Origin of the sequence: Peribacillus sp. Bi134 (assembly GCF_918698065.1) — a bacterium.
Taxonomy (GTDB): Bacteria; Bacillota; Bacilli; order Bacillales; family DSM-1321; genus Peribacillus.
In genome coordinates this window covers 201,202-216,360 of the sequence record NZ_CAKKLN010000004.1, presented here as the reverse complement: position 1 = coordinate 216,360, position 15,159 = coordinate 201,202, and the positions used below count along the sequence as shown (strand labels likewise).

At 39.5% G+C, this 15,159-nt stretch carries 12 protein-coding genes; 8 read left to right on the top strand and 4 right to left on the bottom strand.

Annotated features, from left to right (window positions below; translation table 11 throughout):
- Positions 1 to 36 precede the first annotated feature (36 nt).
- Complete coding sequence (locus tag LQ188_RS09665) at positions 37 to 894, bottom strand: PHP domain-containing protein (RefSeq protein WP_101223013.1); 858 nt, start codon at positions 892 to 894, stop codon at positions 37 to 39.
- A gap of 1,517 nt (positions 895 to 2,411) precedes the next feature.
- Between LQ188_RS09665 and guaC the strand changes: the two genes are divergently transcribed.
- Complete coding sequence (gene guaC / locus LQ188_RS09660) at positions 2,412 to 3,395, top strand: GMP reductase (RefSeq protein ID WP_230176705.1); 984 nt, start codon at positions 2,412 to 2,414, stop codon at positions 3,393 to 3,395.
- 51 nt (positions 3,396 to 3,446) lie between these two features.
- Here guaC and LQ188_RS09655 read toward each other — a convergent pair whose 3' ends face one another.
- Complete coding sequence (locus LQ188_RS09655) at positions 3,447 to 3,788, bottom strand: zinc ribbon domain-containing protein YjdM (RefSeq protein ID WP_230176704.1); 342 nt, start codon at positions 3,786 to 3,788, stop codon at positions 3,447 to 3,449.
- A gap of 156 nt (positions 3,789 to 3,944) precedes the next feature.
- On the opposite strand from LQ188_RS09655, the gene LQ188_RS09650 reads away from it, so the two are divergent.
- The 4 genes from LQ188_RS09650 (at position 3,945) to LQ188_RS09635 (ending at position 8,433) form a co-directional block, all read left to right on the top strand.
- Positions 3,945 to 4,634, top strand: a complete 690-nt coding sequence (locus tag LQ188_RS09650; RefSeq protein ID WP_054400643.1) for a response regulator transcription factor — start codon at positions 3,945 to 3,947, stop codon at positions 4,632 to 4,634.
- Positions 4,631 to 5,635 carry a sensor histidine kinase gene (locus LQ188_RS09645; protein ID WP_230176703.1) on the top strand — a complete coding sequence of 335 codons (1,005 nt, stop codon included), beginning with the start codon at positions 4,631 to 4,633 and terminating at the stop codon, positions 5,633 to 5,635. The genes LQ188_RS09650 and LQ188_RS09645 overlap by 4 nt, the downstream gene beginning before the upstream one ends.
- Positions 5,636 to 5,735: 100 nt before the next feature.
- Positions 5,736 to 6,497, top strand: a complete 762-nt coding sequence (locus tag LQ188_RS09640; protein WP_101223495.1) for an ABC transporter ATP-binding protein — start codon at positions 5,736 to 5,738, stop codon at positions 6,495 to 6,497.
- On the top strand, positions 6,487 to 8,433 hold the full coding sequence (locus tag LQ188_RS09635) for an ABC transporter permease (RefSeq protein WP_230176702.1): 1,947 nt from the start codon (positions 6,487 to 6,489) through the stop codon (positions 8,431 to 8,433). Before LQ188_RS09640 ends, LQ188_RS09635 begins: the two co-directional genes overlap by 11 nt.
- Before the next feature lie 252 nt (positions 8,434 to 8,685).
- On the opposite strand, the gene LQ188_RS09630 is transcribed toward LQ188_RS09635, so the two are convergent.
- Both LQ188_RS09630 and LQ188_RS09625 read right to left on the bottom strand, forming a co-directional pair.
- On the bottom strand, positions 8,686 to 9,750 hold the full coding sequence (locus tag LQ188_RS09630) for an NAD(P)/FAD-dependent oxidoreductase (RefSeq protein ID WP_230176701.1): 1,065 nt from the start codon (positions 9,748 to 9,750) through the stop codon (positions 8,686 to 8,688).
- A 309-nt stretch (positions 9,751 to 10,059) separates the two neighbouring features.
- Positions 10,060 to 11,700, bottom strand: coding sequence for a PucR family transcriptional regulator (locus LQ188_RS09625; protein ID WP_230176700.1), 1,641 nt, complete (start codon positions 11,698 to 11,700; stop codon positions 10,060 to 10,062).
- 445 nt (positions 11,701 to 12,145) lie between these two features.
- On the opposite strand from LQ188_RS09625, the gene LQ188_RS09620 reads away from it, so the two are divergent.
- The 3 genes from LQ188_RS09620 (at position 12,146) to LQ188_RS09610 (ending at position 14,970) form a co-directional block, all read left to right on the top strand.
- On the top strand, positions 12,146 to 13,267 hold the full coding sequence (locus tag LQ188_RS09620) for an alanine dehydrogenase (RefSeq protein ID WP_101223022.1): 1,122 nt from the start codon (positions 12,146 to 12,148) through the stop codon (positions 13,265 to 13,267).
- Between the two features lie 343 nt (positions 13,268 to 13,610).
- Positions 13,611 to 14,027: a hypothetical protein gene (locus LQ188_RS09615; protein ID WP_230176699.1), complete on the top strand. Its 417-nt coding sequence runs from the start codon at positions 13,611 to 13,613 to the stop codon at positions 14,025 to 14,027.
- Complete coding sequence (locus LQ188_RS09610) at positions 13,918 to 14,970, top strand: APC family permease (protein WP_363320588.1); 1,053 nt, start codon at positions 13,918 to 13,920, stop codon at positions 14,968 to 14,970. Before LQ188_RS09615 ends, LQ188_RS09610 begins: the two co-directional genes overlap by 110 nt.
- The last annotated feature ends 189 nt before the right edge of the window (positions 14,971 to 15,159 follow it).

Below are 15,159 nucleotides of genomic sequence, written 5' to 3'. Positions count from 1 at the left end.
GCCGCTTTCACAGCAAAATTCCTGGTTTAATGAACATCATTTAATGGCCATGCTTTTTTTCCTTGATTTCAAAGCAGCCACACATTCCTTTCCTGGGCTCATACTGCCAAGACGAATCGGCTTCTCCCCATAATCCCCATGAAAATCCGAACCTCCTGTCTTAATGAGATTATATTGATCTGCATATGAAATCGCTCTTTCCTCTTCTGCATGCCCATGATGCGGGTGAAGAACTTCAATCCCTTCAAGCCCTGCTTCTACAAGCTCAGGAATAATTTCAAAGCTCCCGTATTGTCCAGGGTGAGCAAGGACCGGGACGCCTCCGGCAGTTCGAATCGCCTTTACAGCCAGAATGGCATCCACATACTCCATAGGAATAAAGGCAATGCCTGGCACTTCTCCATTTTGGCCGCGACTGAAGATTTTCTTATACAAATCACCATAGATGGAATCCGTATACCCCGATTCCCGTAGCGCTAGCATAATATGCTGTTTATAAACTCCGGTTCCTCCCCTGAATTTAGAAACCTGATCCCAAGTTATTCGATAGCCTGCATGAATTAGTCGTTCCACCATTTTTTCAGAAGCTGCATTCCTTTTTTCAATCAATGGATTACAAAGCTCCTCAAGTGCCTTATGACCAGGCTCAACAAAATAGCCCAGAATATGTACACGCCTGCCTCTTGCAAAGTCATAACCAGACACTTCTATACCAGGGATGATTTCAATTCCTATTTCCTTTCCCCGTTCCACCATCTCTTGCAATCTTATCGTTGTATCGTGATTCGTAATGGCTAAATGACCAATGCTCTCCCTTTTTGCAACCTCCAATAGTTCTTCAAAAGAACTGGAACCATCTGAAATGTTCGTATGACAATGTAATTCAACCTTCATGCCAATCCCCCCATTCTTTTTCGTTACCCATTATCATTTTAACTTAGTGCCATGTCGGTCAACGTTAAGATGATGTAAAAAAACGTAAAGGTGTAAAAGTCATACAAATTGGTGAAAATACTTAAGTATTTCAGGCTGTAGATAAATAAAAATGTTCTAGTTGATTTCAGAAATCCGCTCCCTTTCCGCCGACTGTCTGCCAAGCCTCCTCGACGCAAACATCTCCGGGGTCTCGGCCAGCCAGTTATTCGGCAGGAGTGTCGCAAATTTCTTCCATCCATTAAGGATTACAGGAAAAAACATGAAGGATAAACTAGTCTTAAATAGGGTTTGGAATAAGACGAGCCAGCAGTTTTTTCTTTTAACTCCAGTTGATTTCAGAAACCCGCTCCCTTTCCGCCGACTGTCTGCCAAGCCTCCTCGACCGTAAACGTCTCCGGGGTCTCGGCCAGCCAGTTATTCGGCAGGAGTGTCGCAAATTTCTTCCATCCATTAAGGATTACAGGAAAAAAAAACATGAAGGATAAACTAGTCTTAAACATGATTCAGAATGAGACCAACCTGCAGTTTTTTCTTTTAAAAACTCCAGTTGATTTCAGAAACCCGCTCCCTTTCCGCCGACTGTCTGCCAAGCCTCCTCGACTTAAACGTCTCCGGGGTCTCGGCTAGCCAGTTATTCGGCAGGAGTGTCGCAAATTTCTTCCATCCATTAAGGATTACAGGAAAAAAACATGAAGGATAAACTAGTCTTAAATAGGGTCTGGAATAAGACGAGCCAGCAGTTTTTTCTTTTAAAACACAAAGTTGATTGGAACGGAAGGTACGAGACTCCTGCGGGAAAAGCGAGTCAGGGGAGACTCCACAGGCGCAAGGCGCCGGGGAGGCTCCCGGACCGCCCGCGGAAAGCGAGTGCCTGGAGAGGAAATCAACGTTCCCATTTTACAAACCTACAAAAAAGCTGTCGGCAAATAATTATTATCTAGTTTGTGAACAAAAAGGTTCTATCTAAATAAAACAAAGTTGATTGGAACGTAAGGCGCGAGACTCCTGCGGGGAAAGCGCGGCAAGGGAGACCCCGCAGGCGCGCGCCGAGGAGGCTCCCGCCCGCCCGCGGAAAGCGAGTGCCTGGAGTGGAAATCTAAATTTTACACCGCCTCAAAAAAACTGTGGACAAAAGGATTTCTATCTTTTAAAACAAAGTTGATTGGAACGTAAGGCGCGAGACTCCTGCGGGAATAGCGAGTCCAAGGGAGACCCCACAGGCGCAAGGCGCCGAGGAGGCTCCGGACCGCCCGCGGAAAGCGAGTGCCTGAAGTGGAAATCAACGTTCCAAAGTAACATGTTCATTCGTCCTTTTCAGCTCCCTACCCTGTTACGGATTTTCCATCAAGCTGAAATAAAATCAAAATAAAACCATTAAAAATTTTGACTTACTGTCAAAAATGATGTACATTACCTATTGGGCGAACAATTTTAATAAATAAATATAAAAATATTCGTATATAGAGGTGCATAACATGGAAAACGTGTTTGATTATGAAGATATTCAATTAATTCCTGCAAAATGTATAGTAAATAGCCGTTCTGAGTGTGATACATCCGTTACTTTGGGTAAGCATACATTCAAGTTACCTGTAGTACCTGCCAATATGCAAACGATCATTGATGAAAAGATTGCCATGTACTTGGCTGAAAACGGTTACTTTTATGTAATGCATCGTTTTGAGCCAGAAAAACGAGTGACTTTCATTAAAGACATGCATTCACGAGAATTGATCGCTTCCATCAGCGTCGGCGTTAAAGAAGAAGAATACGGTTTCATCGAACAGTTATCGAATGACAACATTGTGCCTGAATACATTACGATAGATATTGCACACGGACATTCCAATGCCGTGATAAAGATGATACAGCATATTAAAAAACATTTACCTGAAAGTTTTGTCATTGCAGGAAATGTGGGAACTCCTGAAGCGGTACGGGAATTGGAACATGCCGGTGCAGATGCTACAAAGGTGGGCATTGGACCAGGTAAAGTATGCATCACTAAAATCAAGACTGGATTTGGAACGGGCGGCTGGCAATTAGCTGCACTTCGCTGGTGTGCAAAAGCGGCAAGCAAGCCAATCATTGCTGACGGCGGCATTCGCACGAACGGTGATATTGCTAAATCAGTTAGATTTGGCGCTTCGATGGTTATGATCGGTTCACTATTTGCCGGACATGAGGAATCTCCAGGTCAAACGATCGAGAAAGATGGAAAGGCCTTTAAAGAATACTTTGGTTCAGCTTCAGAATTCCAAAAAGGTGAAAAGAAAAACGTTGAAGGCAAAAAGATGTTTGTCGAGCACAAAGGATCTTTGGAAGATACGTTGAAGGAAATGGAACAAGATCTTCAGTCTTCCATTTCATATGCAGGTGGTACCAAGTTGGAAGCCATCAGGAATGTGGATTATGTGGTCGTTAAGAATTCAATCTTTAACGGTGACAAAGTTTATTAAGAAGTAACGTAAAAAAAACGGCCTAATCAATGGATTAGGCCGTTTTTTTAATTATACCTTTTTAACAAATTGGGATTTTAATTTCATTGCACCAAAACCATCAATCTTACAATCAATATCATGATCTCCATCAACTAGACGGATGCTTTTGACTTTAGTGCCCATTTTTAAGACGGATGAGCTCCCTTTCACTTTAAGGTCCTTGATTACCGTAACGGTATCACCATCGTTCAAGGCATTTCCATTAGCATCTTTGATAACCTTCTTTTGATCACCATTTTCCGTTTCCGCTTCCACCGTCCACTCATGAGCGCATTCCGGGCAAACAAAAAGACTTCCGTCTTCGTATGTATATTCTGAATCACATGCAGGGCAATTAGGAAAATCAGGCATAATTTCACTTCCTCCATTCGTTATTCCCAATTTTAATATAATACTGGTTTACATACAACCAGTAGGCTATACTGCTCCTGTTCCCCCCTTCCTCTAGAACCTATAAAGGTTTTACTATATACTTTTAAGAAAAAGCTGGAAAGTGCGGTGAATCCATTGTTTAAACTTCTATTGATAGAGGATGATACGACGTTATTCAATGAAATTAAAGATAGATTGGCGCAATGGTCTTATGATATTTACGGAATTGGCGATTTCAGTAAAGTGGTTCAGGAATTCACGGACATAAAACCTGATTTGGTCATCATTGATATACAGTTGCCGAAGTTTGATGGATTTCATTGGTGCAGAATGATCCGGGCCCATTCCAATGTTCCCATCATCTTTTTATCATCACGCGATCATCCGACCGACATGGTGATGTCCATGCAGCTTGGAGCTGATGATTTTATCCAGAAGCCTTTTCATTTCGATGTACTCATCGCAAAAATACAGGCCACCCTCCGCCGGGTATATAATTACAATACCGAAAAAATCGAATTGAAAACCTGGTGCGGCGCAACTGTGGATTATGAGAAGAACACGGTATCGGCCGAGACTGGTACAATCGAATTGACGAAAAATGAAATTTTCATCTTGAAAAAGCTCATTGAACAGAAAAACAAGATCGTAAGCCGCGAAGAGTTGATCAACAGCTTATGGGATGACAAACGTTTCATAAGCGATAACACCCTTACAGTGAATGTGAACCGTTTACGAAAGAGGTTGGATGAACTGGGTTTAGGACATTTTATCGAAACGAAGGTCGGACAGGGCTATATCGCCGTAGAAGAGGCAAATGCATGATCAGAAAATATCTCATGGAAAGGTTCAGCTGGATCACATTCTACATAATTCTTCATCTATTCATTATCTTTGTCGCTTATCTTGATTCGGCTATTCCGTTAAAGCCAATACTGTATATTGCCTTTTTATCATTGCTCATGTTCAGTATCTTTTTGATTTTCCGTTATAAAAAAGAAACTTCCTTTTATAAAAGTCTAGAAGCGCGGGAAGACAATCTGGATATAACGAATATAGCCGAACCAGAGAGCCCTTTCGAAAAAATCATAGAAAACAGCATCATTAACCAAACCGAAGTATTGAAGCAATCCGCAGCAATTGGCCGAATGACTTTAGAGCAGGAGAAGGATGAATTATTATCTTGGATTCATGAAGTGAAGACCCCATTGACAGCAATGCATTTAATGATTGACCGCTTGGATGATGAATTGCTGAAATCGCATTTGACTTATGAGTGGCTGCGCATTCACCTTCTTCTTGATCAGCAGCTCCATCAAAGGCGCATGCCTTTCATCGAAAATGATTTGTATATAGAGAAAAACGATTTGGAAACAATAATCTTTGATGAGATTAAAACGCTGCAATCATGGTGCATTCAAAAAGGGATCGGCTTCGACATACAATTGGATGTAACCGAAGTGCTTACTGATGCCAAATGGCTGGCCTTCATCATGAGACAGCTCTTGACCAACTCCATTAAATACAGTGAAAACTCAGATATCACGATATATTGCCATGAACAAGCCGGACAAACGGTTCTTGAAGTCCAGGATTCCGGACGGGGCATTGACCCAAAGGATTTATCCCGCATATTTGATAAAGGATTTACCTCCACGACAAACCATCATGACAATGCGGCAACCGGCATGGGGTTGTATTTAACCAAGAATGCGGCCGAGTCCCTATTCATCTCCATTGATGTTAAATCAGAGCTTGGAACCGGGACGACCGTTACCTTGACCTTCCCAAAAAGAAATGATTTCGTGAATATCACAAGCATGTGACAAAAGTGTCACATGCTTTTATTCTTTGTTCGTCCAAACGAAGGAAAAGAAATACATGGCCTTTTATAATGAGGATATAGAAAAAAAGGAGTGTATCCAAATGAATATATTAGAAGCGAAAAAAATCCATAAAAGCTATGGTAATAAATTCAATAAACAAGAAGTATTAAAGGGTCTCGATATAAGCATACAAGAAGGTGAGTTCGTAAGTATCATGGGTGCTTCCGGTTCAGGAAAAACGACTTTGCTGAATGTCCTTTCTTCGATCGATAAAATCAGCAACGGCACCATTACGATCGATGGAAAAGAGATTTCAGGGATGAAAGAAAAGAATTTGGCCGAATTCCGGAAAAACCATCTAGGCTTCATCTTCCAGGAATATAACCTATTGGACACACTGACTGTCAAAGAAAATATCCTTTTGCCCTTATCCATTACAAAAACGCCCGCTAATGAAGCGGCACAAAAGTTTGATAGCGTGGCGAAGGAACTGGGCATATATGAAGTGAAGGATAAATACCCAAATGAAATTTCCGGTGGTCAAAAACAGCGTACGTCTGCAGCACGGGCTTTCATCCATGATCCAAGCATCATATTTGCCGATGAACCGACTGGGGCGCTTGACTCCAAATCAGCTTCCGATTTACTGAACAAACTGAGTGAAATGAATAAAAAGCGCAAAGCGACGATCATCATGGTAACCCATGATCCAGTGGCGGCCAGTTATTGCAGCCGAGTCATTTTCATTAAAGATGGTCAAATATATACACAATTGAATAAAGGTGAGGAATCCAGACAAACCTTCTTCAAGGACATCATGAAAACACAAGGTGTATTGGGAGGGGTTCAAAATGAGCATTAATCAACTCATCTTGCGAAATCTGAAGAAAAATCTGAAGAACTATTATCTGTATGTGTTTGCCCTGGTCTTCAGCGCTTCCCTTTACTTTGCTTTTGTCACCTTGCAATATGACCCATCGCTGGATGAAGCGGAGGGTACGGTGAAAGGGGCCGCCTCCATCAAGGCTGCATCGATCCTGCTTGTTGCGATTGTTTCCATATTCCTTTTATATGCCAATAGCATTTTCATAAAAAGACGCAGTAAAGAAATTGGCTTATTCCAATTGATAGGCATGACGAAGAACAGGATATTCCGTATCCTGAGTGTGGAAAACCTGATCCTGTATTTCTGTTCCGTATTCCTCGGAATCTTTGTAGGGTTTGCCGCTTCAAAATTGATCATCATGATACTATTTAAAATAATGGGTGTCCAGGCGATCGCGACTCTTAAATTTTCTTTTCAGCCGCTAGTGCAAACCTTGCTCGTTTTTAGCGCCATCTATCTTTTAATCATGTTGATGAATTATACCTTCATTAAAAGGCAAACCATTCTATCATTATTTAGAGTGACTTCAATGACGGAAGGAAAAGTGAAAAAGGTTTCGATGTTCGAAATGATCCTCGGGATATTCGGGATCATCCTGATCATTGCTGGCTATGTCGTTTCATCCAAATTATTCGATGGAGCTTTTACAGAGATGACCGAGCTTTTTATGGCCATGATATTCATTTTGGCAACCGTCATCATCGGTACCTATCTGTTCTATAAAGGATCCGTAAGCTTCATCTTTAATATCATCCGTAAAAAGAAAAATGGCTATTTGAACATTAATGAAGTATTGTCCCTTTCATCCATCATGTTCCGGATGAAATCGAATGCGATATTATTGACGATCATCACGACCGTTTCCGCTTTGGCGATCGGGTTATTATCATTAAGCTATATCTCCTACTACTCAGCGGAGAAAATGGCACAAAGCAGTATCCCCACCGATTTTTCGATGACGGATAAGGGAGATGCGAATACATTCAAAAAAGCTTTATCCGACAGTAAAATTGATTATGACGAAAAGGTGATCGATGTCATTCAAGTGGATGTCAATGTAAAGGAAATTATGGAGACTAGCCTCGAAGGAGTGAACTTTGATCCCGACATCATGACCGTTCCCGTCATCAGTGATGAATCCGTTAAAGGAATCAACCTCGCTGAAGATGAGACCCTTTTCAGCGGATACAGTAATATGATGGAGAAGGTCATGTCCTTGAAGGATTCCGGAAAGATTGAACTGAAGGGCAAAAATGAAGTGATTCCGCAAACATATATGGGCTTGAATGATGATACCTTCTTGTCCTATTACTTTACGAACGGCGGATTGCCCGTAGCCATTGTAGACCAAACGATATTCGACCGTTTGAAAAAGGATTTCGACCCGAAAATCCAAAAAGTATCATCCGTTAATATCGGCATTGATGTGAAGGATGAAGCTGAACTTGAAAAAGCGAATGATCTATTCAATAAAATGAGTTTTAAAGAAGAACATGTGAATGATTCCCAATTTGAAATGTTCAACACCCAGAAGAAGAACATGGGGCTTATCATGTTCATCGTCGGCTTCTTAGGGTTAACCTTCCTCATCACATCCGGCTGTATCCTATATTTCAAACAAATGGATGAAAGTGAAGGTGAAAAATCCAATTATACTATCTTAAGAAAACTGGGATTCACGCGTGGTGACTTACTAAGGGGAATCCAAGCAAAACAAGTTTTCAATTTCGGCATTCCTTTAGTCGTCGGTCTGCTTCACAGTTATTTCGCAGTCCAATCAGGATGGTTCTTATTCGGGACCGAAGTTTGGACACCGATGATCATCGTTATGGCATTATACACGGCATTGTATTCGATCTTCGGAATCCTATCCGTATTTCATTACAAGAAGGTCATTAAAGAATCTCTATAAACTGCTAAAAGCTCCAGGGCCAATGAGGCCCTGGAGCTTTTTAGACTGTAGAAAAATCCGAAGAAGTTCCAGCTGTTTTCGGAAATCCGCACCCTTTCCGCCGACTGTCTGCCAAGCCTCCTGCCGCAAGCAGCTAGCGGGGTCTTGGCTAGCCAGTCATTCGGCAGGAGTGTCGCAAATTTCTTCAATCCAAGGGGATTCATCATGGTTGGGGGTGAGGCATTTCGAACCTGCTTTCACTTTCCGTTTCCTTTAAAGTACCCCAGCCGGTTTCATCATTTCTTTGATCAATTCCCTGTTGCGCTTTTTAAAGATTTCATTATGGGAAGAAACCATTCCCACTCCGTGAGCGTCAGGCTGGATATATTGCTTTGCCTTGTTTACGGCATTTGCAGCATCTTGAAAAGTGCCTGCTATCAGGTTCAATTTACCTTCATGACTTAAGATATCACCGGCAGCGTATATTCCATCCATCGAGGATTCACTTGAAGGAGTACCTTCAATATAATAATTGTCGGCTATGGCAATATCCACTTTACTATTTCGAAGCAGAGATGTATCACGCTCATAACCATGATTGATGATGACTTCATCGATCGGCAAGTAAGAAACCTCTCCCGTTGCGTGATTCGTCAGTTCAACATGTTCAATTGATTCATGATCAGCGCAGGCGATCAGTTTTGTAATCGTCGTATTCAAGAAACAAACAGCAGAGCTTTCCATCAATTGCCTTGCTTGTGATTCATGACCTGCTAAACTATCTTTCCTGTATGTCAGATACACCTTTTTGGCGATGGGCTCCAATTCATTTGCCCAGTCTATTGCAGAATTCCCGCCGCCTGAAATGATCACCGTCTTATCCTTGAATCGATTGAAAGACTTAACAGTATAGTTTAAATTGGAGACTTCAAACCTTTCAGCCCCGTCTATTTCCAACTTTTGCGGATTCAGAATTCCGCCGCCAACCGCGACAATGATCGTTTTGGAAAAGTGCATTTGCCCTGAAGCGGTATGTAAAACGAAGATACCTTCTTCATTACGTGTGATTGATTCCACTTTTTCATTCAAGACGACTGTTGGATTGAATGTTAAACCTTGCTCCACTAACTGCTCAATTAATTTTTCCCCAGTAGTGGGTGTCAGCCCTCCTACATCCCAAATCATTTTCTCTGGATAGACATGAATTTTCCCGCCTAGCCGTGGCTGGTATTCAATCAGTTTAACTTTCATTTCTCTAAGTCCGCTATAAAAAGTGGAGTAAAGACCTGCTGGCCCTCCCCCAATAACCGTTACATCAAATAAATCTTGCTGTTCCATTTACGTCCACTCCCCGGTAATCAAATGTGATTGATTATCATTCTCATTTAATCGTACACTCTTTTCTCACTTTTTACAATATGGATTTATTAAAAAACTCTGTTCATTTTAAAAATCAACAGAGTTTTTTAATTCCAATCACTAAAAACTTACCATTCATTAAGTACGTATGAATGATAAGTGGAGTATTACAATTAGAATGTAAAATTAGGTTAAAAATGGAATAAGGGTATGGGACGTCAATGAATATTATTGCTAAATTATTTTTATCCTCGGTCTTAACATCGCCCCGTGGTTGGCGGTTGATAACTACTTCGTAGGTACTTCCACTTGCTGTATAAGTTGATATGCTTTCAAAGCCATTTCAACGTTTAATCTGTTCTCCGGCATATCAAAATCAAGATCAAGAATCTTTTTTATCTTTTCCAGCCGATGATAGAGTGTTTGTCTTACAACATGTAATTTTTGAGCAGTAAGCTTCTTTGAGCGATCAAGCTCAAAGTATTTTGCTAAAGTTAGAAGCAATTCCGTTCCATATTCCTTATCATAGGATATTAAAGGAGAGAGATAGTCTTCAATAAAATGTGCTGTATCTTGATCATGCTGAATTAATTGTATCAATCGAAAGATGCCAAGGTCTTCGTAAAAGGCACTTGTCGAAAACATACGATAATTTAAAGCTAACTGCGCTTCTCGATACCCAGTATGAGCATCCAAAAGTAACTGGTATTGTCGCCCAACGCCTATACGGATTTGGCTAGATTCACCTTCTTTAACATATAGCAACGCATTGATCACTTTCAAGAAGCGTGCCTTAGAGGAATCGGCAGTTCCAAGATCAATAGCTAATACAATAATCTGATTTCTTACAGATGTGATATAGGGTGTAAAAGAATATTTTGCGAACCCAGACCGAATTTTTAAAGAATAATGATAAATAGCGGATTCATTTTCTTCATCCGATAAACCTAATGAAGACGGATGAAAAACATCTTCGATATCAATGATTGCAATTCGATAATGTATAGAAGCGCGCTTCGATTTTAAAGAAATAAATCCCCTTGCCTGTTCCTCATTATTGATGCGTCTATTAAGTAAATCATTTAGCCATGTAGATTCTAAACGTAATCGTTTTTCATCCAAATAATGTTTGCGCAATAAGTCTTGTGAGATTGCTAGAGAAGCACGATCAAGGATTAGGAAATCAAATTCATCCGATTCACGATCTAAAACCATAACAAGGTACGCCCAGATTTGATCCATTGCTCCGATCGGTTGGAGAAGAATAGTATGGTTTAATGCCTTCCATTCAACGGGCGAATCATTTGTAATTCGGTCATGCCAGTGTTCTTTATCTTCATAAATCGTGTGAAGTAGCTTTTCCATAAATTCATTTTTCAATCCTGGAATCGAAAAAGGTGTTCCTTCTATAGGAAGATAGATTATTGGTGCTTCTGTCTTCTGTTGCAACAACTTTAAAATATTTGATAACCCATGAGTAGTGAGTGACAAAGAGTGGAACTTTCTGGAAATAGAATCTAGTGTAACCAACTTCTCATGATGAGCATTAATGATAAACGAATGTAGATCCTGTGCTATTTCGACGAAATTTATGAATTCTTTGAAAATAATAATCGGAAAGTTATACTCATTTGCCATCTCGATCATTTCTTTAGGGACCTTGTCGAAGTGGTGTCCAAGTTCTATACATAAACATGAGGCGTTGCGTTCGATAAGATTTAACAAAAATGAAGTATTAGAGGAGTCTCTCCATTCAAACCCAAATCCGGTGGAGAGTATCAGTTCCCCTCCCTGAAAGATGGTATCATCAAAAAACGGAATTTCAAGGACATGTGTCCATTTGACTTGACGGTGCAACCCGTTTGCCCCCGCAACTACCTCCGTCTTTGAAAAGAGTGAGCGCTTAAGAACATCTTGTACTGTAAGCATATGTACCTCCTCATTTAATAATGGTTAGCTGTATCATCTTATTATAACTATACTAGAAAGTCTAAGCCCATAAAATATGGTACCCTATCTCTGTTTAACCCCAAGTAATACGACCAATGTCTATAAGTAAGTTCTTTTACGTGCTTTGTTGAAAACCTTAATCAACCTGATAATCTATCATAATTCTCACCATTATTCATCAGTTATATGTGTGCATGAACGGTGGAGTACTGAAACTTTAAACGACCAAAACATTCGATAAACAATGGAAAAATCATCACTTTTCACCAATGCTATATTCATAAAAGTACAAAATGGCCAAAAGTGCTTGGTTAAAAAAAAACTAATATAAATTTAACCCCGTGTCTAATGAAAGGGTTATCATTTCCCTGTAAGATTTTAGAATGTTCAATAAATTAAATGCAATTAAAAAGGAGAATGAACAATGATAGTAGGAGTTCCTAAAGAATTAAAAACTGCAGAGACTAGAGTGGGATTAAATCCAACATGGGTAAAAAAATTAACAGCTTACGGTCATGAAGTACTAATACAAAGCATGGCAGGAGAAGCTAGTGGTTTTTGTGACGAGAAATATGTTTTGGCTGGAGCAAAAATAGTAAACACGATTGACGAAATTTATGAGAAGGCAGAATTTGTTGTTAAAGTGAAGGAACTTCAACCCTATGAATACGGCCTTCTTAAAGAAGATCAAATGATAATGGCATGGTTTCATTTGGCGGAAGATGTAAATCATGAAATGACACAGGCATTACTAGATAAAAAAGCCATTTCATTATCAATGGAATTAATCGTTTTACCTGACGGGACAAGACCTACCATTAAACCAATGAGTGAAATTGCCGGAACATTAGCAATGCTTGAAGCAGTCAAATATGCTCAATATGGTTATGGCGGAAAAGGTATACTTCTCCGGAAACTGGCCGGTTTACCGTCGAGCAATGTACTCATACTTGGTGGTGGCAATGCTGGACTCAATACTGCGCAAGTTGCTGTGGGTCTTGGATTGAATGTAACAATCATGGAAGCATCAATGAAACGCATTGATTATTTGAACAACCAGTTGCCACAGGTGGACATTTTGGGTTGGGATAAAGATATGATGTTTGAAGAACTTATTCAAAGTGATGTTTTAATTAATACAATTTATCCGATGCCAGGGGTAACCGAGCCTCTCATTACACGAGAGATGGTCAGTAAGATGAAACCTAATTCTATTATTATTGATATTGCAGGAACGGGTATAATTGAAACCTCACGTTATACGACTTTAGAGGATCCAGTTTACTACGAACAAGAAGTCCTACATTACTGTGTCCCGAATATGCCGGCTCTATGTCCACAAACCTCGACAAACATGATGCTGATGACAACCGGCCCATATATTATGAACATTGCGAATAATGGTTTGAAAGAGGTTGTAGAAAATGATGTAATAGTAAGAAATTGTATCAGCACTTTGAACGGTGAAATTGTTCATCACGAAGTTGGGATCAATCATGACATGCCTTATACAGATATAAAAACGGAGTTACTATTGTCAAAATAATAAAGCGTTCTTAGAGTCATCTCATATCCTACGTTTCATTTCGATTGACTAGAAATCAGTGTACACGTTATTGAACAAGTCGCTACTAAAGAAATTCCAGGAGTCAGTAAAGATGCCGGCGAGAAGATTTTTGCAGGAATTATCTTTGTTATTCTGCAGACGGAATTCCTTACGAGGAATGGGGAAACAAGACAACAAATTCATGGATAATTCAAAGTAGGCTCCCTAGCATCTTTCTGACTTTTTTATGATTTCTAGAAAACCACGCATTAAAAAAGATGTAATAATATTGATCCTATTTCTTGTAAAAAGTTAAATCAGGTAAAAGAGGAGAGTATTTTACATGTCAAATTTAAGTAAAACGGATAGAATACTGACACTCATTCCAGTTGTATTGTTTGGTTTTTCATTTATGGGGTTAACCACAGCTTTTACTACGTATGGTATTGCGGCCAATATTTCCCACGGTACGGTTCCGGGAGCAATGATAGTTGCTCTAGTGGTAATGATGTTTACTGCTTACAGTTATGGGAAAATGGCAATTGCGTTTCCATCTTCAGGTTCTGCATATGTTTATACGCAAAAATCGCTCAATCCCTCTGTTGGATTTCTTGTCGGATGGGTGATCTTAATGGATTATTTATTTATTTATGCCCATGGTGAATTATTTAGTATTTGGTATTTTTTTCTCAGCAGCCTTTCCTACAATTCCAAGTTACATCTGGATTTTAGGTATGCTGATTCTCGTCACTTTTATTAATATTAAAGGATTGAAGATTGCCACAAATGTAAACGCATTCATAACGATTTTTGCTTTTCTTTTTATCGTTATCTTTATAGGTTTTTCCATTAAGGAAATTTTTATGGGAGAAAGCACGGCAACTCTTTTATCTCTTGAGCCATTCTATAATTCGAAAGAACCCTTTTCTTATACAATAGCTGGAGCAGCTTTATTATGCTTTTGTTTCCTTGGATTTGAATCAGTTACAGCGTTTGCGGAAGAGACAGTGAACCCTAAGAAAACAATTCCCCGAGCTGTTATTTTAATTACTCTTGGTGGTGGTTTAATCTTTACAAGTGTTTCATATTTCTCGTATCTTGTATGGCCAGAGTATAACACATTTAATAATCCTGATTCGGCTGCCTACGAAATTATTAAACTTGTTGGTGGAAAGGCGATGTACTCAGTATATCTTGCGCTTTATGCATTAGCTGTATTGGGTAGTGCCATGTCGTCCCAGGCAAGTGCATCACGAGTCCTCTATACGATGGGGCGAGATGGACAGTTTCCTAAAAAGTTCTTTGGCAGCCTGCATCCGAGATATAGAACACCCGTAAATAATATACTGATCATTAGTTTTGTCTCTTTGCTTGCTTTATTTTTAAGTTTAGATCTTGTAGCATCATTTATTAATTTCGGGGCGTTTCTTGCGTACACTTGTGTTAATATTTCCGTAATTGCTCATTATTATATTAGAAATAGAGAACGTTCGGTTAAAGGAACTGTCTTATATTTATTTGTTCCTATTATTGGAGCTGCCCTTGATATTTTACTTCTTGTGAATCTTGATGCGCACTCAAAAGTACTTGGAGTAAGTTGGTTAATAATAGGCTTCATTTATTTACTTGTATTGACAAAAGGACTTAAAAAACAGCCACCAGTATTAAAAATCGAAGAAAATTATAGTGTAGATTTAAAATAAAGTCACGCTGTTTATAAAAAAGATGAAAAACGGTTTAGACATAAACTATTGTCGGTATGAGACCTACAGTTCATTACTGGATTATCTATCGAATGGTTATCTAACGAAAAGATTGATGTCGTAAGTCTTCCACCTTGTAAAAAAAATAAAGAATATAGAGATAACAATCAGTCCAAAAGTGAAAAAGTG